The organism is Paenibacillus sp. p3-SID867, assembly GCF_025142895.1.
GTDB lineage: Bacteria > Bacillota > Bacilli > Paenibacillales > Paenibacillaceae > Paenibacillus_AQ.
The window spans coordinates 156,060-176,483 of record NZ_JAMBDM010000004.1 but is presented as its reverse complement, the minus strand read 5'-3'; the positions used below and the strand labels follow the sequence as shown (position 1 = coordinate 176,483).

25 protein-coding genes are annotated in these 20,424 nt (G+C 47.8%); 19 read left to right on the top strand and 6 right to left on the bottom strand.

Going from position 1 to position 20,424, the window contains the following annotated elements; translation table 11 throughout:
* Positions 1 to 130 precede the first annotated feature (130 nt).
* The 10 genes from M4D81_RS09785 to M4D81_RS09740 all read left to right on the top strand — a co-directional run bounded on the left by M4D81_RS09785 (position 131) and on the right by M4D81_RS09740 (position 7,292).
* Positions 131 to 1,012, top strand: a complete 882-nt coding sequence (locus M4D81_RS09785) for a GNAT family N-acetyltransferase (RefSeq protein WP_260065941.1) — start codon at positions 131 to 133, stop codon at positions 1,010 to 1,012.
* Positions 1,013 to 1,050: 38 nt separating this feature from the next.
* Positions 1,051 to 1,617, top strand: coding sequence for an NUDIX hydrolase (locus tag M4D81_RS09780; RefSeq protein WP_071219919.1), 567 nt, complete (start codon positions 1,051 to 1,053; stop codon positions 1,615 to 1,617).
* Positions 1,618 to 1,659: 42 nt separating this feature from the next.
* Entirely contained in the window at positions 1,660 to 2,670 is a 1,011-nt protein-coding gene (locus M4D81_RS09775; RefSeq protein WP_260065939.1) for a phosphotransferase enzyme family protein, read from the top strand.
* 108 nt (positions 2,671 to 2,778) lie between these two features.
* Positions 2,779 to 2,922 (top strand): hypothetical protein, encoded by a 144-nt coding sequence (locus tag M4D81_RS09770; protein ID WP_260065937.1) that lies wholly within the window; start codon positions 2,779 to 2,781, stop codon positions 2,920 to 2,922.
* Positions 2,923 to 2,934: 12 nt separating this feature from the next.
* Entirely contained in the window at positions 2,935 to 3,603 is a 669-nt protein-coding gene (locus M4D81_RS09765) for a Type 1 glutamine amidotransferase-like domain-containing protein (RefSeq protein WP_260065935.1), read from the top strand.
* Between the two features lie 128 nt (positions 3,604 to 3,731).
* A complete protein-coding gene (locus M4D81_RS09760; RefSeq protein WP_260065934.1) occupies positions 3,732 to 4,355 on the top strand; it encodes a TetR/AcrR family transcriptional regulator in 624 nt (207 codons plus the stop codon).
* On the top strand, positions 4,352 to 5,575 hold the full coding sequence (locus M4D81_RS09755) for an Acg family FMN-binding oxidoreductase (protein WP_260065933.1): 1,224 nt from the start codon (positions 4,352 to 4,354) through the stop codon (positions 5,573 to 5,575). Before M4D81_RS09760 ends, M4D81_RS09755 begins: the two co-directional genes overlap by 4 nt.
* 90 nt (positions 5,576 to 5,665) lie before the next feature.
* Positions 5,666 to 6,019, top strand: coding sequence for a DUF952 domain-containing protein (locus tag M4D81_RS09750; protein WP_260065931.1), 354 nt, complete (start codon positions 5,666 to 5,668; stop codon positions 6,017 to 6,019).
* Positions 6,020 to 6,062: 43 nt separating this feature from the next.
* Positions 6,063 to 6,359 carry an antibiotic biosynthesis monooxygenase family protein gene (locus M4D81_RS09745; protein ID WP_071219926.1) on the top strand — a complete coding sequence of 99 codons (297 nt, stop codon included), beginning with the start codon at positions 6,063 to 6,065 and terminating at the stop codon, positions 6,357 to 6,359.
* A 21-nt stretch (positions 6,360 to 6,380) separates the two neighbouring features.
* Positions 6,381 to 7,292 carry a phosphotransferase family protein gene (locus tag M4D81_RS09740; protein WP_260065929.1) on the top strand — a complete coding sequence of 304 codons (912 nt, stop codon included), beginning with the start codon at positions 6,381 to 6,383 and terminating at the stop codon, positions 7,290 to 7,292.
* Positions 7,293 to 7,321: 29 nt separating this feature from the next.
* On the opposite strand, the gene M4D81_RS09735 is transcribed toward M4D81_RS09740, so the two are convergent.
* Positions 7,322 to 7,537, bottom strand: coding sequence for a hypothetical protein (locus M4D81_RS09735; RefSeq protein ID WP_071219928.1), 216 nt, complete (start codon positions 7,535 to 7,537; stop codon positions 7,322 to 7,324).
* A gap of 71 nt (positions 7,538 to 7,608) precedes the next feature.
* Positions 7,609 to 8,205, bottom strand: a complete 597-nt coding sequence (clpP, locus tag M4D81_RS09730; protein WP_074961827.1) for an ATP-dependent Clp endopeptidase proteolytic subunit ClpP — start codon at positions 8,203 to 8,205, stop codon at positions 7,609 to 7,611.
* A gap of 164 nt (positions 8,206 to 8,369) precedes the next feature.
* Here clpP and M4D81_RS09725 point away from each other — a divergent pair, with 164 nt between their 5' ends.
* The 6 genes from M4D81_RS09725 (at position 8,370) to M4D81_RS09700 (ending at position 13,920) form a co-directional block, all read left to right on the top strand.
* Positions 8,370 to 9,104 carry an RNA polymerase sigma factor gene (locus M4D81_RS09725; RefSeq protein ID WP_260065928.1) on the top strand — a complete coding sequence of 245 codons (735 nt, stop codon included), beginning with the start codon at positions 8,370 to 8,372 and terminating at the stop codon, positions 9,102 to 9,104.
* A gap of 223 nt (positions 9,105 to 9,327) precedes the next feature.
* Positions 9,328 to 9,807: an 8-oxo-dGTP diphosphatase gene (locus tag M4D81_RS09720; RefSeq protein ID WP_260066386.1), complete on the top strand. Its 480-nt coding sequence runs from the start codon at positions 9,328 to 9,330 to the stop codon at positions 9,805 to 9,807.
* A gap of 20 nt (positions 9,808 to 9,827) precedes the next feature.
* Positions 9,828 to 10,538: an HAD family hydrolase gene (locus M4D81_RS09715; RefSeq protein WP_260065927.1), complete on the top strand. Its 711-nt coding sequence runs from the start codon at positions 9,828 to 9,830 to the stop codon at positions 10,536 to 10,538.
* On the top strand, positions 10,519 to 10,944 hold the full coding sequence (gene fosB, locus M4D81_RS09710) for a metallothiol transferase FosB (protein WP_071219932.1): 426 nt from the start codon (positions 10,519 to 10,521) through the stop codon (positions 10,942 to 10,944). The genes M4D81_RS09715 and fosB overlap by 20 nt, the downstream gene beginning before the upstream one ends.
* A gap of 45 nt (positions 10,945 to 10,989) precedes the next feature.
* Positions 10,990 to 11,574: a CDP-diacylglycerol--glycerol-3-phosphate 3-phosphatidyltransferase gene (gene pgsA, locus M4D81_RS09705; protein WP_260065925.1), complete on the top strand. Its 585-nt coding sequence runs from the start codon at positions 10,990 to 10,992 to the stop codon at positions 11,572 to 11,574.
* A gap of 210 nt (positions 11,575 to 11,784) precedes the next feature.
* Positions 11,785 to 13,920, top strand: coding sequence for an Ig-like domain-containing protein (locus tag M4D81_RS09700; protein ID WP_260065924.1), 2,136 nt, complete (start codon positions 11,785 to 11,787; stop codon positions 13,918 to 13,920).
* Positions 13,921 to 14,017: 97 nt separating this feature from the next.
* On the opposite strand, the gene M4D81_RS09695 is transcribed toward M4D81_RS09700, so the two are convergent.
* Genes M4D81_RS09695 through M4D81_RS09680 form a run of 4 tightly spaced genes read right to left on the bottom strand, consistent with a single transcriptional unit; the run spans position 14,018 to position 19,065 of the window.
* Positions 14,018 to 15,463: a methyltransferase domain-containing protein gene (locus M4D81_RS09695; protein WP_260065922.1), complete on the bottom strand. Its 1,446-nt coding sequence runs from the start codon at positions 15,461 to 15,463 to the stop codon at positions 14,018 to 14,020.
* Between the two features lies 1 nt (position 15,464).
* Positions 15,465 to 16,355, bottom strand: a complete 891-nt coding sequence (locus M4D81_RS09690; RefSeq protein WP_260065921.1) for a glycosyltransferase family protein — start codon at positions 16,353 to 16,355, stop codon at positions 15,465 to 15,467.
* The gene (locus tag M4D81_RS09685) at positions 16,352 to 17,959 is read right to left on the bottom strand and encodes a glycosyltransferase (protein ID WP_260065920.1); all 1,608 of its coding nucleotides are present in this window, start codon (positions 17,957 to 17,959) and stop codon (positions 16,352 to 16,354) included. Before M4D81_RS09685 ends, M4D81_RS09690 begins: the two co-directional genes overlap by 4 nt.
* Positions 17,956 to 19,065, bottom strand: a complete 1,110-nt coding sequence (locus M4D81_RS09680; RefSeq protein WP_194543689.1) for a glycosyltransferase — start codon at positions 19,063 to 19,065, stop codon at positions 17,956 to 17,958. Before M4D81_RS09680 ends, M4D81_RS09685 begins: the two co-directional genes overlap by 4 nt.
* Before the next feature lie 225 nt (positions 19,066 to 19,290).
* On the opposite strand from M4D81_RS09680, the gene M4D81_RS09675 reads away from it, so the two are divergent.
* Genes M4D81_RS09675 through M4D81_RS09665 form a run of 3 tightly spaced genes read left to right on the top strand, consistent with a single transcriptional unit; the run spans position 19,291 to position 20,405 of the window.
* Entirely contained in the window at positions 19,291 to 19,617 is a 327-nt protein-coding gene (locus tag M4D81_RS09675) for an alpha-helical endospore appendage domain-containing protein (protein ID WP_071219936.1), read from the top strand.
* Positions 19,604 to 20,080, top strand: coding sequence for a hypothetical protein (locus M4D81_RS09670; RefSeq protein ID WP_260065918.1), 477 nt, complete (start codon positions 19,604 to 19,606; stop codon positions 20,078 to 20,080). The genes M4D81_RS09675 and M4D81_RS09670 overlap by 14 nt, the downstream gene beginning before the upstream one ends.
* A complete protein-coding gene (locus tag M4D81_RS09665; RefSeq protein ID WP_260065917.1) occupies positions 20,073 to 20,405 on the top strand; it encodes an alpha-helical endospore appendage domain-containing protein in 333 nt (110 codons plus the stop codon). Before M4D81_RS09670 ends, M4D81_RS09665 begins: the two co-directional genes overlap by 8 nt.
* Positions 20,406 to 20,424 lie beyond the last annotated feature (19 nt).

The following is a 20,424-nucleotide window of genomic DNA, read 5'->3' as shown; positions in this document are numbered from 1 at the left end:
AATAAGCATGGCTAAGACATGCAGGAGAACATGAGTGAGTAAGACTCAGGTGTTCTTCCTGCATGTTTTTAATAGAAAGCATCTTTCATAGCACCCCGCTTATTGCCCATAAATTAGGAGGATTATATCTATGATTACATATAAACCGTTAAGCGAGCTTCCGATTCGGGAAGTATCGGAGTTGTGGAATCACTCATTTGAAGGATACATGGTGAACGCCTCGATGCCGCTGGACCGCTTCATTGCCCGTATCGGAAGCGATGGTCTGTGCATGGAGAGATCGCTCGCTTGTTACATGGATGGCGTACCGGCCGGCATCGTCATGAACAGCTTTCGGGAAGAAGACGGCATTAAGATTGTACGTAACGGCGGGACAGCGATAGCTCCCGATTTCCGGGGGAAGGGAATCGGCAAAAACATGATGGAGAAAAACGAAGAGCTTTACGAAGAACAAGGCGTCCGTCGTGCCTATTTAGAGGCGATCAGCACAAATGCGCCAGCGATTCGTCTCTACGAAAGCGTTGGATATCATATCATCGACCGGCTGCTCATCATGACGAATGAACAGCCTCCGGAGCAGCAAGATGCGAAGAATACCCGTTCACCGTATACGCTGGTCAGAGGTCTGGCAGCGGAGGCTGCATCTGTAGCCTTCTATCGATCCGGTGAAGTCTGGCAGACAGACGCTTCCAGTATCAAAGACGGCGAATGCGTCATTGTATATGAAGGAGAAGAACAGGTAGGCTTTGGTTTGTTTAAGCGGGTGTTTGATGCCTCAGGCAGTTTGGCAGCCATTACGCTGTTTCGCTGTGAGGCCGCTCCAGAACATCCGGATGCAGAAGCCGTGATGAAGACCGCGGTACTGGAGATGATACAACCCGGTTATGCCTGCAAGCGGTCCGCATTCAACATCCGGGCTTCGCATAAGGAACTGGTGAACGTGCTGCAGGAGCTTGGATTTACGAGCTCGATGGAGCAGGTGCTTATGGTTCATGAGTACAGCGCTACATAGGTTGAATGAATTCGTAAAGTGCGAAAGGAATTGCGTGCATGAGAAAAAACAAGGATATGAGCCTGTACCCGGCTCTCTCGAAAGATATTCAATGGGGCGTAGTCCGAGCCAGGTTTGCCTTCGGAGATGAAATCGAAGAATCGAAGGTCAGCAATGTCACGATTCTTCCGTTTGCCGGGGATCGCTGCATTATTTTTCAGGTAGCTGACGGAAGCTGGGAGCTTCCCGGAGGAACCCTGGAACCCGGCGAGTCCTATATGGAAGGACTTAGACGGGAGGTTAGGGAGGAGCTTGGCGCAGAACTCGAGTCGTTCCGGGTCTTCGGCCAGTTCCGTTGCGAATCCAGCAGCAAGACACCTTATCGGCCGCATATTCCCCATCCTCATTTTGTCAGATTGGTTGGATACGGGGATGTGCGCATCGTTGGGGAGCCGCTGAATCCAGAGGATGGGGAGCAAGTCATCGCGGTAGAGGCCGTTGATTTGGAGGAAGCCGTGAAGCGATTGGAGGAGACGGGCAGGCAAGATATTGCAGATCTGTACAAGCTGGCTTTTGCCATACGGCAAGAAGACCGTTCGATTCAACTAACTAACGATGAACCATGAGTTGCATGAGGGAACGCGCTTAACAGAAAAGAGGTGTAGACAGTGGAACACGTATTTCAGGAGCTGTTGCAGCATTATTTTCATGGACCTGTGCATTCGATCGATACCGTTCCTTTCGGCATGACGAATGAATCCCGAATTGTAGCAATGAACCAAAAGAAATACGTCGCAAGAATATACAATCGTCATACGAAGAATGAAGAGAGGCTGCGGTTTGAGGTTGGACTAACAGCTTACTTGGAGCGTTGTTCCTTATCATTTGATATTCCAGGTTTCGTCTCCAGTAAGGATGATGCGAAGTACGTGGTTATGTCGGACGGTTCCCTGGGCTCCCTGTCACGGTTTATCGAAGGAGAGGTCCCTGATCTATCCAGCATGACCGATGTGCTAAGTTACGGGCGGACAGTTGGGGAATTATCATATGCTCTTCAGCAATTCGAATCGGATTCCTTCGATGTGGTTTGTCCTGCGATTGCGTTCCACGATGTTTACAACCTTCATTCTCTATCGAATCAGACGAAAATTAATGAGTTTTTGGCATGCCCTCCTTTTGATATTGATGCTGAACAGATAGCTGTATTACAAAGATACTATGAATCTGTGTTTAACCATGCAGCTGAACTGAATGCACTGCCTAAACAAATGGTCCATCATGATATTTTAGTTTTTAATCTCTTGATCAATCCCCAGTCCAGGGAGATGAGCGGTGTATTGGATTTTGATTTTGCGGCTATGGACATACGGATATGGGAGCTATCCATTTGTCTGAACCATCTTCTTCAGCATGAAGACCAGACCTTGACAAAGGTCGAGCTTTTTTTAGATGAGTATCGAAAATATATGAGGTTAACTCGTGCAGAGATCCAGTGGATTCCCTATATCATGCAGTTATATTATGTTTCTTTATTAAGCATCTATATCGGGCAGCATGTGGCCGGAAGGAACATCACCTCCTATTTTCACCTGATGTTGAAGCAACTTCGGATCAGAAAAGAATGGATGGAACGAAAGCAGCACGAGTTTGTTGAATTGTTGTATTCGAAATGTTTATGAATGTGTCACGCAAATTACTTCTAGGATGTGAACCACGCTGTGAGATTACCTTATAAAATAGGATATGCCGTTACATTGTTATGACTGGTATGGATTGTCTACGGGTATGTGAATTACGATGCGATGGCAGACCGCGGCCAGCTCTCCATCGTCCTGCTGAGTGCCGTGATTGGCATTATTCTGCTTCCGATTTATTTTATATCCGTGCTGCTGTTCTATGTCTATAAACGAGGTCCGAAAAAGAAGAAATAAGGGGGCGTAACCTTGAGGGATCGATATCTATTTTTGCTTGGAGGAAATTCCTTTCAAACAGAGGCAAATAGACAATTTATAGAGCAAGCTGGCGGTCCCAACGCCAGAATTGTTTTATGCATTATGAACAGACCGGGCTGGGAGGAGTATGTTCCCCTGTTTCAGCAGATGTGGGCAGAATCAGGTGCCCCGGACTTGCAGGTCATCGTTCCTGGCGAGGATGGAAAGCTGGACATGGAACAGGCTGAACAGGTGTTGTCACAGGCCACAGGGATATTTATTGGCGGGGGCAACACGGAGAATTACCATCACTATTACGCGACCGGTCGTTTTAAAGAGCTGCTGATGAACTGTTACGAGAACGGCGTTCCCATTGCAGGAAATTCGGCGGGCGCCTTGATTCTTCCGGAGACCTGCCTCATATCGCCACTGGATAATGAACAAAGCGTAATGCTGTTTAAGCAAGGGGTAGGGTTGCTTTCGAATGTCTTGATCAGCGTTCATTATACGGAGTGGAGCGACCAGTCCAATCTGCTGGAAGGTATGAGAACGAAGAAGGTGAAGCGCGGGATTGGCATCGATGAGCAGGCCTGTGCCGTATTTATCAATGGGCAGCTGACTTATGCTTTGGGAGAAGCCGTCCATGAAGTCATCTTCGAGGATGATGACCTGGATCAATAAACGATGATAAAGAGGACATCCTAAGGGTGTTTTCTTTTTGTGTTATTGATATTGCAAAAATAGAGTATTTACTCTAAAATTGATTTAGAGTAAATACTCTATTTTTTCATGAGGAAGTGTGAACCATCATGGGCTCCAAAACCAAAGACAGAATCATTCAGGCAGCTATCAACTTATTCAATGAATATGGAACAGGCGCAGTTTCCACGAATCGGATAGCTGGTGAAATCGGGATCAGTCCAGGCAACCTTTACTATCATTATCAGAATAAAGAAGATATTATCCGCGCCATTCTTCAGGTTATGATTGCGGATTGGGATCGTGTGTGGCTTTCTTCCAAGGAGGACTACATACCTTCCCTGGGCGATCTGGAGGATATTATCCGACTTAACCTTCAGCTTCAGCTCAAATATCGCTTCTTTTACCGTGAACTTATTCCTTTGATGAGAGCGGATCCGAAACTGAAGGTTGTTCATCAACAGATCCAGACGCAGCGGATAGGCGAGTTGCAGCAGTTCTTTCAAGTATTTGTGGATGCGAGGGTCTTTCGATTACCTGAGTCCGTAGATATGGAATCGTTATTGACGTCCTGCTGGATTATTAGTAACTACTGGTTGTCTTATCTTGAAAGCGGCGGTGTAAAGGCCGATGAAAGTCAGATCGAACAGGGAATCGTGTTGATTCTGTCCGTACTCCATCCCTATATACCCGCGGTAAGTGACGCAACTAAACCTAAGGGGGATACCAAATGAAGAAGATCGGGAAAGAACCTGGCTTAGCCGATAAGCTAATGACTTCAAAATCATCCAGAAGAGATTTTCTTAAAAAAGCGGGTGCTTCCCTTCTTGCTGTTTCTTTTGGCGGGTTGTTGTGGAGAGCCGTCGATCAGGGCGTATTCAGCACCGGTAAAGGACCTGCTTATGAATTATGGACGCCTGATGAAGTGTTCCCTTTATCGGAGCCTATGGCTTTAGTACATGCAGCCACGCTGGCATCCAATCCGCATAACAGCCAACCATGGCTGTTTAGAGTGACAGAGACGTCCATCGAGCTGTTTGCTGACCTTACAAGGAGCCTCGGCACGATGGATCCCCTGCTCAGGGAGATGCATATGGGTCTGGGCTGTGCGCTGGAGAATCTGATGCTGACGGCAAGAGTGAAAGGGTATCTTCCACAGCTAATATACTTTCCGGACCCATTAAATACGGAATATATCGCAAAGGTTGAGCTAATTCCCGGCAAGAAGGACAATTCAGATCTTCATCAGGCCATAACGGAGAGACATACGCATCGGGGGGCTTATGACACGGACCGTGAAATATCTTCCGAAACATTCGAACAGATATCTGAGATTGGTTATGACGAACCGAATGTAAGGCTGACGTGGCTGACAACAGCCGATCAGAAGGGTCGGGCAGGGGACTTAGTGATTGAATCAACCGTGGCCATCATCGCAGACCCTGAGATGAGTCATGATAGCAACCGCTGGTTCCGTGGGGATTGGGATGAGCTTCATAAGTTTAGGGACGGCCTGACGCTGGATGCTCAAGGCGGACCGGCATGGGTCAGGGCGGCTGGAAAAATTCTTCCAAACGTTTCCCACGACAGTGCGAATCAATTCTGGCTGAAATCTACACGGCAGACACATGTTCACACGGCAGCAGCTTATGGATTACTCTCGATCCCGGATTTACGCAATCCGGCGGATCAAGTCAGGGCGGGGCGTTTCTGGCAGAGGATTCATCTGAAAGGAACAGCTGAAGGTCTGGCACTGCACCCATTGAATCAACCGATGGAAATGAGAGACCGGGAACTGCAGCTTAAGAGTGAAAGAAGACCTTTTGGCCAGCAGCTTGCGCAGTTATCGGATTCCTCCGCAGGGGAGGCGGTATTCCTGTTCCGTATCGGCTATCCTATGGCAGCGGTATATCCGAGTCCCCGTCGTGACCTTAAGGATATTATCATGAAATAAACGGATTTTCTTTCCGGAGGGAGTCTGGTTTTTCCATCCAAAGTGTGTCAAGATAGTACGAAAAAATAAGCGACTGGGGGAACGGACGGCATGATCTATCATATAATTTCTAAGGAAGCCTGGATGATAGCACGAGAGAATAGATTGTACGAGCCGCCGAGCTTACAAACGGACGGATTCATCCACTGCTCCACAGAGGAGCAAGTCAGCGGAGTCGCCAATACGTTCTACACAGGCAGGACGGATCTATTTGTTCTGGGTATCCAGGAAGATCAGGTGGAAGCGGAGATTGTATATGAGGACTTATATGAGATGAACCAATTGTACCCGCATATATATGGAGGGTTGAACCTGAACGCCGTCCAGAAGATGTATCGTCTTGAGCCGGATGAAGAGGGAGTGTTTACGTTTCAGGCTTCTGCTGAGCTTGAATATAGTGGATAAACCGTGATATGAATTTCAACGTGATACCAAAGGAGGAAACGCAATGATACTCGAAGTGGCCATGCTGCAAGTGAAACCAGGACTTACGTCAGATTTTGAACGCAATTTCCAAATCGCCTCAGGGATCATATCCAAGATGGAGGGTTATATCCATCATGAGCTGAAGCGGTGCCTGGAGGATTCGCACAAATATGTTCTATTGGTAAAATGGGAGACGCTGGAGGATCACACGATAGGTTTTAGGGGATCCGCCGAATATCAGGAATGGAAAGAATTGCTGCATCACTTTTATGATCCATTCCCCGTCGTTGAACATTTTGAAGATGTGTACATAAAGTGACCGTTAAGGCAGGTGTTGGAGATGAGCCTGGAGGATCTTATAAAAGAGGTTTACGGCAGCCCGCCGCTGAAGATCGAGCCCATGTCATTTGGCCATACCAATCAGGTATATAGTGTGACATTATCCGATGAGCAAATCATTCTCAGAACCAATGACAAGCCCAGCGTCCTGGAGCATACGGCGGACAATATTGCGATTCTCTCTTCATTAGGCTTGCCGGTACCGAGCGTGATTCGAACGGATATATCCATGGAACAGGTCCCCTTTGCTTATATGATACTGGAGCACTTTCCCGGACGGGACCTCCGCTATGAGCTTGAGGGAATGACGCATGAACAAATGACTGAACTTGCCCAGCAGATCATTTCATACCAACGCAGCGTGTCAGAGCTTCCCCGAGGCACCGGATTCGGATGGGTTCCAATTGGAGAGCAGGGGCCCTTCTCATCCTGGACTCAGATCATCAATCGTGATATCCGCCAGCATATCGATCACATAATCGATGATGTTACTCCGGAGACCATCGTCCAATTGCAACAAATGAAGCAGCGTTACACGCCTTATTTTGACCAAGTGGAGCCCATCTGTTTCCTTGATGATCTTACGATCAAGAATGTAATTGTGGCCGAAGGCAAGCTTCAGGGTATCGTTGATTTTGATTGGGTCTGCTACGGGGATCCGCTGTACATGATCGCCCTCACGCAGACGGCGGTGGTCTCCGATATTGGAGAGCAGGGGATGCCCTACGTGGAGGCGTTATGCAGGCATTGGGGAATGAAGCAAGAACAGCGGGCGCTGATTGATTTCTACTCCGTTATTCATGCCCTGCAGTTTATCGGCTTTCATAAAAAGGAGCAGAACGATGTCTGCAAACAGCGAATGCTCTCATTCCTATTAGAAAAAATCAACCGCGATACAAACAGAACCGCATGAGCTTAAGAGCCCATGCGGTTCTTGTTATCTTATCGGGAGGTTGGTGCAAATCCCACTCTTGGTTTGTCTCGTTCCTTGGTATTCACGGAAACGTAACGGATTGCGGTTAACGGTACATACAGCATCTCATATTCATCCTGGTACCGGATAAATTGATCGCCTACTTCCTCCAGCGTGCCGTTCCGCACATAGCTTCCATCCGTAAAATAAATGCTCACTTCCTGATTCAGCAAACTTTTCAGCATATACGGTTCACTCCTTGTGAATAAAATAGAGTATCGGGTCTAACGGATCATGGCCATTATATCGATTGGCGTCACAGTTTCGTGACGATATCGTCAATGATTCCGTATTCCTTCGCTTCTTCCGCCGACATAAAATAATCCCGCTCCATATCCTTTTCGACGCGTTCGACGGATTGACCTGTCCGCTCGGATATAATCTGTGCCAGCTTCTCACGGGTTTTCAGGATGCGTTTTGCCGTAATGGCAATATCGGTAGCCTGCCCCTGCACACCACCCAGCGGCTGATGGATCATGATCTCGCTGTTCGGCAGCGCAAGTCGTTTGCCTTTGGCCCCGGCCAGCAGCAGGATCGCGCCGTAAGAAGCGGCAAAACCGGTGCAGATGGTGTTGACTTGAGGTTTGATAATCTGCATGGTATCGTAAATGCCAAAGCCCGCGGATACCGAACCGCCCGGACTATTGATATACATGTGGATATCCTTCTCAGGATCCTCAGCCGCCAGAAACAACAGCTGTGCGATAATACTGTTCGCGATGGCGTCATCGATGGCTGCACCCACAAACACGATCCGATCCTTCAGCAATCGGGAATAAATATCGTAAGATCGTTCGCCCCGGTTGGTTTGTTCTACAACATAAGGAACAACATTCATGGTTTCATCCTCCATATTCGTTAGGTTTTCAGGTTTCAGCAAGTAAACGAAGAGGCAGCCGCAAAAGATACGGAGAAACCACGAAATAAATTGTTCGAAAATCAAAGTAACGAAAAGATAACTTCATTCGTTTACATATAAGATATCTTTATCGAGATTAGGAAAGGAGTTGGCTTCCGATGACGATATTTCGACCAAGCGTTACCCCACCGGCTGATCTGAGCTTGGAGGAAATGAATGCTACCCTGCACAGATACTGTCTGTCCCTTACAAACTCCTCATGGGATTCCGATGATCTGGTGCAGGACACTTGGATCAAGGCACTGGAGCATATGAAGCAGCGGAGCCATGTCAACCCCGAAGCGCTGCTGCTTCGGATTGCCAAGAATACATGGATTGACCGGGTTCGCCGGGATCAGACCTATAGACGGATTCTGGAAGAGAAGCTGGAACATGTTTTGCCTAGGGAAGAAGCGTCGAACGAGGACAGCAAACTGGACATCGAGTTCGCTTTTCAATGGCTGCTGGAACACTTGTCGCCCCTGCAGCGAACGGTGCTGGTGCTCCGTGAAGTGTACGAATATTCTGTTTCGGAAACTGCGGTGAAACTGAAAACGACGGAGGGAGCGGTGAAAGCGGCCCTTCATCGAGCTCACAAAGTGCTGCAATCGCTGGATCCGGAGGAAGAGGAACTTGAATTGGCTATGCCGGAAGACGAGGTGATGACCCTGAATCTTCAGGCATTGGCAGAGGCATACCAATCCGGGGACGTTGAAGCGGTCGTGAGACTTATTCAATGGAATAGCAGTGAAGCATCAGCCATCGGTTGCATGGTTACGATGCAGGTTGAAACTCCGAGCGCAAGTTATATGATGTACGGCGGATATTCGTCCGACATGAGAATGGCTGCGTAAAGCGAAGATTTAAGCAGGTTGATCATACACTTATCGGGAAGGCCGGAGCAGAAGCTGCTCGGGCCTTTTTTTGATGCAGATTCACAACCTTGAGTTTGAAAAAGACCGGCATGAATCTCCGTTCATCATATCGTCATTCAGCGCTTCCGGATGTATACTATAAACCAAGTAGAACCGTTAGGAATGAGGGGTTAGGTTGCAGACCGAAGTGAAGTTGTACACCATGTGCATGATACAAGACGGAAGCAGCGTTCTGCTGATGAACAGACCGGATGCCAAAGGGTTTCCCGGATATATTGCGCCCGGAGGCAAAGTGGATTTTCCGGAAAGCATTGTAAACGGAGCCATTCGGGAGGTGCGGGAAGAAACCGGCTTGATTGTAAAGGACATCGTCTATAAGGGCCTGGAGGAATCGTGTGAGCCGAATACAGGTCTACGGTATATGGTGTTTAATTATTTGGCCACTTCCTTTGAAGGGGAATTGCTGGAGCATCCACCTGAAGGAGAGCTGTTATGGGTGGACCGGGAAGAGGCATTAAAGCTGCCCATGCAGGATTGGTTTAAACGCCGGTTTCCGTTGTTTTTTGAAGAAGGTACGTTTGAATTAAGCGAGATTTGGGACGAGAAGACCGGGATTGTTCTGGATGAAACCATTAAACGGTATCCGGCGAAATCACCTCAGGCGGCAGGGATCGTTGATTAACGAAGGGAGCTGTGTTTCATATGGTCAGGGCGGTGTTCTTCGATTTATTTGAGACGTTAATTACGGAATTCGCAAACGGCAAGCGGGTGTCCAAGAGGTCCTATGATTATAGGAATAGACTCGGGTTATCCGAAGCGGAGTTTAAACGGGAGTGGAGCATCCGGTTTGAGCAAAGAATGAATGGTCATTTTCCCAACTATCATGCCGCGATCCGGGATATCCTTGATTCCCGTGGTTTACCCTATCATCAGGAACACGTAGAGTTTCTCTATCAGTCGAGAGTCGGCGAGAAGAAAATCCCTTTCAATACGATATCGAATGAGATCTGCAGGATGCTGGAGCTTTTGCGTGAAAGGGGTCTGAAGGTGGGCTTGATCAGCAATTGCTCGGAAGAAGAGGTGATTTCTTTTGGCCAGAGCGGATTGGCGCCTTACTTCGATGACGTTATCTTCTCATATGAAGTTGGGGTAGCCAAACCGAACCCGGAAATCTATCGAATGGCTTGTGACCGATTGGGCGTAACACCACAGGAATCTCTGTTTATCGGGGATGGCGGTTCAGATGAGCTGAGAGGCGCCAGCAATGCCGGTCTTAGGCCATATCACGCCTATTGGTTCAACACGTTTATTGAGAGCGAGTATGAGAAGATCCATCAACCGCTGCAAGTGCTGGATCTTATCGAATCTTCTATTAAAAAGGAGTCGCCCAACAATGAAACTGCAGGCTATTAACCATCTCTGTTTTTCTGTTTCGGAATTGGAACGGTCCATCGCTTTTTATAGGGACGTATTTGAAGCCAAACTGCTGGTTAAAGGGAGAAAGCTGGCTTATTTTGATCTGAACGGACTGTGGATTGCTTTAAATGAAGAAGATGTCGACAGGAGCACCTCGAATAGAACATATACGCATATTGCCTTTACTATGGAAGAGGAGGAGTATGAAACAACGCTGCTTCGTCTGCAAGCGCTCCAGGTGGAGATTCTGCCGGGAAGGGCAAGGGACGAGAAGGACAAGAAGTCGATCTACTTCCTGGACCCGGATGGGCATATGTTCGAGTTTCATACGGGCTCCATGAATGACAGGCTGGACTATTACCGCGCGGATAAAGAGCATATGACCTTTTACGATGCCGAATAGTTAGGGGAACGAACGATTCCAATTGCAGATCGAGGAGATGAGCCGATGAATCTTGCCAACAAAATAACGATAGCCAGAATAATGTTGATTCCATTATTCATTCTTTTTTTTGCCGAGTATCCGCTATGGCTGACCGAGAACAGCCGCTTCTTCGGATTTATTCATGTTTATGGAACCTACATCGCGCTGGGCGTGTTCATTCTTGCTTCGGCTACGGACAAGCTGGATGGTTACATCGCGAGGAAATACAATCAAATCACGAATCTTGGAAAACTACTGGATCCGCTCGCAGATAAACTGCTCATATCGGTTGCCTTAATCATGATGGTTCAATCAGGGATGGTCGCGACATGGATTGCCGTTGCCATCATTGCGCGGGAATTTGTGATCACAGGGCTTAGGATGGTTGCATCCGAGCAGGGAATCGCATTGTCCGCTGACAGTCTCGGCAAATTGAAAATGGTACTTCAGGTGATAGCCATTGCAGCGGTATTGCTGGATAATTATCCGTTTCAGCTTGTCACTATGATTCAAGTGGATGAAATTCTCATGCTTGCAGCAGTGGCCTTGACGATATATTCGGGCTTTCACTATCTGTTGAACAATTATAAACTCATAAAATTGAGCTGATCTAAGCAGGATGAGCGTTATCCCGGCTTGCCTGATAGGAACAGCTGTCCATTTTATCACGCCGGATTTTTTTCGAGATCCGGTGCTGGGAAAACATCCTACTTTGTGCCTATTTTGGCGTCAGAAGGTAACGATTTCATCCGGGACTGTCGATATAGAGATAGACTGAAAAAAAGCCTGAGAGACAGAAGGTACAAAGGAGAGAAATAAATGAGCTTAAACAGAAAGACAACGAAGATGTTTCTTGTCGTTGTGATGATGTTGGCGATGGTTTTTCCAACCAGCGTATTCGCCGCCTCCGGGGACGTAACGTCGATTGAATTTGATACGAACGAGAGCAAAATTTACTTAACCGTTAATGAAACTTCGGAACAACTTCGAGTATTGGCTAACATTGAAGGCTCTTCTACGAAGAAGGATGTAACCAATGAGTCGACGTGGACTTCGTCCAACACGAGAATCGTAAAGGTTGACGGTGGACTCATCATTCCACTGGAAAAAGGTACAGCCCGAATTACGGCAAAATACAAGGGCGCGATCAAGACGATTGACGTCGACGTTAAATTTGCCATTGACGAGTTTAAACTGGATCAGCCTGATAAAGTGGAGCATAAGCTTGGAACGGAAGGTCTAACCGTTAAAGCATTGGCTGACGGAACGAATGACGTGACCACGGAAACGAAATGGACCACTTCCGATGACAGCGTTGTAAAAGTAAGCAAAGGCGAACTGACCCTTGTAGGTTTGGGAAGCGCAACCGTGACTGCGGAATACAAAGGGCTTAAGGCTTCTTTTACGGTTAAAGTCGTTGCGCCTTACCAAAAGCTTGCGATCGTGCCGGGCGAAGATCAGGAGCTCTTGGTTGGCGATGCGCCTGTTGAGCTGAAAGTATTCGCTAAGCAGTCGGAGACCGATACAGGTATGGACGTGACGGATAAGATAGAGCTTAAATCATCCAATTCCTCCGTAGCTACGATTGAGGATGGCAAGCTAAAGCCGGTTGCGTTGGGTAAATCTACGATCAGCGTGAGCTATCTGGGTTCAACGGCCAAATTGGATGTGTATGTGCGCAATCCTTATGAAGCTTTGATTCTGGATCAGACGGATTTCGTCAAGAATCCGGTTCTGTTCATGAATGATTCGATTACGGTACAAGCGAAGGTTCGCAACGCGGCTTCGCAATCCATTGACGTGCCTGGGGAATGGACTTCATCCAACCCGCTGGCCGTATCCGTTAATGGTGGCGTGATTACAGCGAGAGCTTCGGGAACCTCTACCATTAAAGTTAGTTACTTGGGAATCAGTAAAGAATTCTCGGTTAAAGTATATCCGACCGTGACCAAGTTTGAGGCAGCTGATACGGAAGTGGATGTGCTGAAAGGCGAATCCAAGTCCTTCCCTAAAGTGACAGGAACGCTTCTGGACGACGAGAAAGAGGACTTCAGCAGCGCGGTTAACTGGACTTCCAGCGATGAGAAAGTGGTAACGACCGAAGACGGCAAAATCAAAGCCATTGACGCGGGTACAGCAACGATCACCGGTAAGATCGGTTCCAGATTAGTAGCGACGGTGCCGGTTACCGTCAATGAAAAAGTGCTGGTACTTCTGCCGGATGTAGAAGAGTATCAGCTGGTTATGGGCAGAAGCATTGCGCTGCCGAAAGTAGATGCTGTATTTGAAGATGGTACGGAGAGTGATGTGACCTCTTCCGTTGAATGGTCACTGACGGGCTCTGCGGCTGTCATTAAAGACGGCACGATCAAGGGATTAACAAAAGGCTCGACCACGCTGAAAGGCACTTACTTGAATAAAGAAGTCAAGATTCCGGTCGTGGTTGAACAGGAAGTTGTGAAGATCGTTGTAGAGCCGGAGAATATCGACCTCAACATCAAGAAATCCAAATCGATTAAAGTTACAGGCTATTACAGCAACGGCAAAACGATTTCGCTCTCATCCAAGATGAATTGGAGTTCTTCGGACACTGCGATTGTGACAGTATCCAGAACCTCCGTTAAAGCGGTTGCCGAGGGAACGGCTACGATTACGGGTTCTTACCAAGGCAAAGAGGCTATAGTCAAGGTAAACGTAGTTCCGAAATTAAAGAAATTGATCGCCAGCGAGAAGAAACTGAACTTGAAGCCCGGTGACGTCAAAACCGTTACGGTTACGGCCGAATTCGATACCGGCGCGAAAACAAATGTTGGAGACACTGCCGTTTGGACAACCAGCAACTCCAGCGTTGCCAAAGTAACGAACGGACGTATTGAAGCAATCGCGAAGGGAACCGCCCGTATTAAAGGGCAGTACAATTCAAAGACCGTATCCATTACCGTCTCTGTCAAATAGGACAACAGATTTGCAGCAGCCCGGCTTTTTAGAAGCCGGGCTGCTGTCTTTTCTAAGAGAGTGCTGCAGTTTAGCTGGAAGTCAAAATACCATGCTGCTATTTTTTAAGAAACCAGGCAAGCAGATGTCCATTAAATACTTCTAGCGATTTCACATGAAAATCCGTCGCTTCCGATAAGACATACAATTCGTCGATCGTATAATATTTCATCTCTGCATCGATAAACCCGTCGCCGGTCCGGTAGTAAGGCATATGGAGGAGATCCGGATCGGAATGAGCAGGGGCAAAGTGCCGTTTCCATGGTGTGGAGATGAGCAGGCTGCCGCCTGGCATCAATCTTTCATGTATTTTGCGGAGGACCGGTATGGGATTGTAATTCATATGCTCAAGAACTTCCGTAAACAGAGCGACATCGTATCGTTCGTTTCCCGGAATATCCTCAGCTTCAATATTGCATTGGCTCCATCGGATCCCATAATCCTGTTCCAACTCTATAGACCAATAATCTGCGATTCGATCCAGACCGTATGCTTGGGCTCCGGACAGGACGCTGTACATCAAGAGTGTACCGTAAGCAGCGCCAATATCCAGTACCTTGGTGCCTCGGTTTACAAGCAGCGAGTCCAGAGTCTCGAGCAGCGGAAACCAGTAGCTGGCTTCCTCATTCTTGTAAACAGACAAGTAGTGACTCTCGTTCCGCTTAACATGATAGGAGGAGATGATCGCTTGGGCGCGGGACAGTTTCTCTTCAGGCGATTGCTTATGATAAAGGGGTTGATTCCATTGGTTCTCGGCAGTTTCGGGTAACGGTCCCACCATTCCAACGCTGACGAGCAGGTATCCAGGCACATTGCGCTTCTCTTGTTCCGGGAGTCCATGGTACCACATCGTCAGCCAATGCTTGACGGTCTGGGAATCCCGGATAAAATCAAGGAAATCCAGACTGTCCAAGAAGCCGATGCTGCTCTCCTCGATAAACGATATTCCGCATCGCTCAAATGAATCCTTGAAAGTAAAGGCTGGGCGCTCCATACCGTACATCCAGGTGCCGAGCTGTTCCGCGGCTTCTTTACCTGCACGGTAAGGCAAACACTCCGCAAAAGGGGTGAGGACTATAATCGTTCCTCCCGGTTTGGTGACCCGCATCATTTCTCTCAAAATCGTGATCTGCTCGTCCTCTTCAAAATGCTCAAGAACACCTGCATTCCAGGTTATATCGAATTGCTGGTCGGGAAGCTGCATTTCCCTAATGTCGGAGTGAACAAAGGTGCCCGGAACCTTAGCCTTATAAAATGCGCTTCGGCTGTTGAACAGGGCATTCTCGGAATAATCGACTAAAGTTACTTCTGCATGCTCAGCCGCCAGACGTAGCGAAATTTTGCCTGTCCCCGAACCAGCCTCAAGTATGCGTTTGCCCTGAATGCCTCCTGATACCTCCATGATCTTATCGTATATGGTTTGGCTCAATGAATCCCAATGATAGGATACCTCCCGGGACCATAGCTGGTCCCATATCAACTTCTGCTGCTCGTCCTGAAGCATATTATTCGCTCACTCCTTTGTGGTCTGGCGTAAATTTCCGAAACAGCTGGAGGAATCCCTCGGAGCCATGGTGAATATCAGCCAGTTCCCTTAATCCGTAGGCCCCATATTGATGAAACAAGCCGTTTTCGTTCTTGGAAAAATCAATATATTTGTCCGGAAGCGACATGCGCTGCGCCATCGTTGCGTGGTATACCCAGGATTCCAGGCAGCACTTCGGCCTCCATTTCGTTCGGGTTCCCATGTAATAACGCATGCCCAGCAGCAGGCTATCATCCTCATACCCTTGCTTGCCGGATAGGAAACGGGGATCATACCCGCCAATCTCGCGCAGTATATCCGCTCGGTGAACGACCGGATGCACGAATCCATCCGCGGTGCCTTCTCTTGGGAGCTGCTGAAGCGTTTCGCAGATCCCTTCCGGTGTATCCGGCAGAAGAATGTACGCTCCCAGCGGCTGCAGTTCCCCGCTCGAAGTAACAATGCCGGGTGAAACCATGGGCTCGTCTGTACGCTCCAGATAGCGAAGAAGGGGGGCGTACCAGTTCGGCGGAAATATCATATCGACATGAATTTCAGATAAGTATTCGATTTGCGGAAAGTGCTCCCATATAAACTCAAAGCATGCTTGCCTGGCTGCAGCGATGCCAATATTCGTTCCGTTCCCGCGAATCATAGCGGATATGCCTTGTGTTTGCAGCCAATCGTGCAGTTCTTCATTCGTTAGGCACCCTTGATTAAATAGAACTGTCACGTGATCTTGGGAGCGCTGGAGACTGCCCAGCGCCAGGCTTGCCATATCTAAATCGTGCTCGCGTGAGCTCTCCCGGATGAATAATGGCATTGTATGAATAATCCGCATGTCCATCGCTTTCTTGCCACCGCTGCTCATGATTCCACCCATTCAACCAGTGATGGCGACTCATCCAGGATGGAGTCGTACTGTTCCTTCCAGCCGAATTTCGCTTCAGGATCAAGCTGTCGATAGCGCTTGTATTTCTCAAGCCTGTATTCCGGTTTGGCCCACCCGTAATGTTTAAGACGAATGGCGGACAGATGATGTGGGAGTTCGAATACATTTGCCGGAAACCTTCCACAGTGCTGAGCCGTCTCTTTCCAGTAATAATGTACTTCGGGACGGTAACGCAGAAGAAACGGGCGATAGGTTTTATGTGAGCTCCAATAATTATCATCCCGGTAATGGGTTTCATTCCAGAAGTCATAGAGCCGGAAGCAATACAAATCGAATTCTTGTTGTTCAAGCATAGCCGGAAGCTCGCCCACAAAGGCGGATTCGAACCATTCGTCTGCATCAAGATTCAGGATCCATTCGGGATGAACGTTCAAAGTTTCACGCCACTGCAGTTTACGGAGCTCGATTTCATTGTGAAACAGGGAAGATTCGTTGCGGATCAGCCGCAGCGGAATTCCCTTCAATATGTCCATGCATACATCGAGTGTATTGTCTGTACTGGCATCATCAATAATAACGGCCTGATCAATATAGCAGCGATGCTGTTCAAGCGCTTGCCGCAAATAGCGGTTGCCCTCATTTCGCAGTACTATCGTAAGGGTGAGAGATGGGCGGGCAGTTCCTGCAGCAGCAGTAACTTGACGAAGGCAGCTCCCTTCATGTTCTTCAAATTGACGAAGCTTAACCTCAGGGATGGACGAAATCTCCTCTGTTGCCTGCAGAAACAGCTTGGCATTGTGAAGGTCACTTTCACGGTAAATGTGATAGGCCGGATAGTGAGTATCTACATATAAGGTAAAGCCCAGCGCAGCGGCCCGGATGCAGAAATGCCGATCCTCCCCCCAAAAGGATAAGTTATAGATGCGTTTATAGTTAACTCCACGCAGGAGCGCCTGGCGATGGATTAATGTGCAGGCTCCGAGCCCGCCCACTTCATATACTCCCGGCTCCGTTAACCGGCTGACAAACTGCTGGTAACGCTGCTCCTTCTCTGCTTCATCCAACGTTTCGCCTGCGCTTTGTTCGTATTGGATATATTCATCCTTTAGCCATACCTGGGGTTGGGGCCGTGCATCTGGCTGCCAACGTGTCCAGAAAATTTCTGAGATGATCTCTTTATTAATTGCGACGAGATGGTTCAATGTTTGCGGCGCCAGCAGCAGATCCGAATCGACGAGGAACAAATAGTCATAATGTAAATCAAGCGCGTATTGAATGATTTTGTTCTTATAATCAGCTACTTTCCAAATTAACGGTTCATTCCAATAATGCGTTGTCTCGTTGCGGATATAATCGTAATCGTCGCTATGAGCGTTATGGATAACAACATGATTTGTTTCCCTCATAAATCGGCTCAGATGTGCGCTGGATAACTCATCGTTGTTGTCATCAATAAAGAAGTAGCTCACATCAAGATGATCGTGTTCCAGCCGGCGTAATGAAGTCAGAAAATAGTCCAGGATTTCAGGCTTTTGCCGTACGGGACTGCCGATCAGAACACGTCTGCGTTCCTTGGCTGTCATGGACTCGGCCTTTCTTGGTCATTTTGAAGCTCCTGCAGCTTGTTTTGAAAATATTCCTGGTTCGCCAGTATCGTCTCATCGCCTGGGCGATAGACAAGCGCCTGCTCATTATGCTGATTGGCAAGAGCATGGGCTCCGATCCGGTCGTAACAAACGGCCAATTGCAGGTGAGGCAGCCAGGTGGAGAAGGAGGGGTTGTGAAATCCCATATAACCCGGAGGCAGCTCTAGCTCGGTCGCCAGTTTATACCAGTAAATGGCCGTATCGTAGTTATTTTTCACGAAAAAATGGTAACCAATGCGGCAGCAGAATTCGGACCGCGGTGGCGCATAATGCAGGGATCTGATAGAGGATTCAAAAGAGGCTTGCCCGTTACCGAGTTCGTGATGGCAATCGGATAGCCTGCTGCAGGCCGTGAGTATATCCTCAATCCAACCCTGTTCCGTATGTAAAAATTGTTCGTAATAATCAATAGCTTTCTCGAATTGGCCGTGATCCTTCAATTCATTCGCATAATAGAATAAATCTCGTGGCGTGAACGATTCGCCAGCCGTCTCACGCTTCTCGTAGATTCTAAGATTCCGGCCGGTATCGGGGTCATGCTTCGAGCTGAGATGGGTAACCGCGATATCGCTATTGATAATATTGCCGTAGACCTCTAGATACTCATGGACGGGTCCGATCCATCGGAAGCCTCTGTTTCGCTTCACAAGACGGTTGCGCCGGAGACTGAAGGTGACATTGCCAAATTCGTCCGAACTTAAGTGGTAGAGCATGGTAACGGAATCGATGCCGGATGTAAGGTTTTCTTTAAGCGTTTTTAACTTGAGCTGGTCTTCTTCCAGCAGTATGTCGTCAGCATCGAGCCACAGGATATAGTCCTGGGTAGCCTTACTAAAAGCGAAATTACGCGCAGCCGAGAAATCGTCAATCCACTCAAAATCAAAGATGAGCTCTGTAAAGGATTGAGCGATTTCTTTTGTACGATCGGTAGATCCTGTATCGACAATGATGATCTCATCCACGATGTCGGCAACACAGGATAAACAGCGGTTTAACACGAGTTCCTCGTTTTTTACGATCATGCACAGGCTGATAGTGTTCAATGAAATTACCCCCATGTATGGTTTTGATTCATAACAATATGCCAGATATATATTCAAGTCAGCTTACGAAATGAACCGGGGATCATCAAATATAAGCCTTTCTATCCATAAATGACGCATATCGCCCCTGTTAGCTCAATATTCTTAATCATAAATGGGGATAGATTATTCTGGGATCACATTCACTTCATGTGCCGTAATCATTCCACGAGGAGGGGCTTAAGCATGAGTATGCCGCAGATTCCCGAAGAGAGTTTTAGACCGACCAAAGAAGAGGTAGTCATCGATTTGTTAAAATCGATTGCGATGGAGGAAAACGCGATTGCCCATTTGCTTCATGCCGAAGCCGAGAAGATTCAAGCTTTTGTGGGTCATCATCACCGCATTTCGGTTGAGCCTTCCCATGCGGACCTCATAAAATTGAGTGGCCAGGTGACTCAGCTGCTGGATGTGATTGTGATGAAGGAATGGTTGCTGCTGCGAAAATTGGAAAATGTCATGGAACTCAATGACCCCGGACATGGCTGGGACGACTGCAATGATGGGGAATAGGGACAGACTGAAGCACACACTAGAAAACGAACTCAGCCGGACGCTAGCAGAGGTGCTTTTTCCATCGCTATTCGAGCTTAATCAATCATTCCATCGATTCTTGGATTCCGTGAACGACCTTCGGCAGCTGATGATGAAGAGTGAAAAATCTCGTTTACATCCATCTTCGGACACTCTTGCCGTTTCTCAGTTTCTATATATCTATCAGCAGAAAATAAATATAGGTTTACCTTGGCTGAATAAGGCAGAACGGGCTCGTTGGAATCCCGTCAGAATACATACGCTGCTGCTCTCCATACAATTGACAGGTAAAATTGATCCGGTGCTGAATCAGCATTTGTGGAATGCTCAGTCTACGAAACGCTCCCCGTTTCCCTCACCGCCCTACCTGCTTAGATCCGTGTATTCACCAAGCAAAACCCAAGATCATAATAAAGAGGAAGGCGGTGAGATGTTTGTCTAAGGCCCATTCGTCCAACCCGGAATCCGTGGCGCAGAGAGAGCGAATTCATACGATCATGCGTCTGCTCTCTACGATCGCTATAGAGGAGATGGCACTGGCTCATATCGTTAACGCAGAAGCCGAGAAAATTCAATATGTAGCGGGGACTTTGCATCCTGCGATGGAAACCTTAGAGGTTCTATCCGTTCATGATCTATTCGTCATTCAAGATTCAGTTCGAAAAATGATGGAGGATGTGCTGTTGAGGGAAGTGATGCTGCATATGAAGTTCAGTAACATGCTGGACGCACTGGAGACCAACAGTATACATACGCAGAGTATCTGATAAAACTCAGGCTTGCATA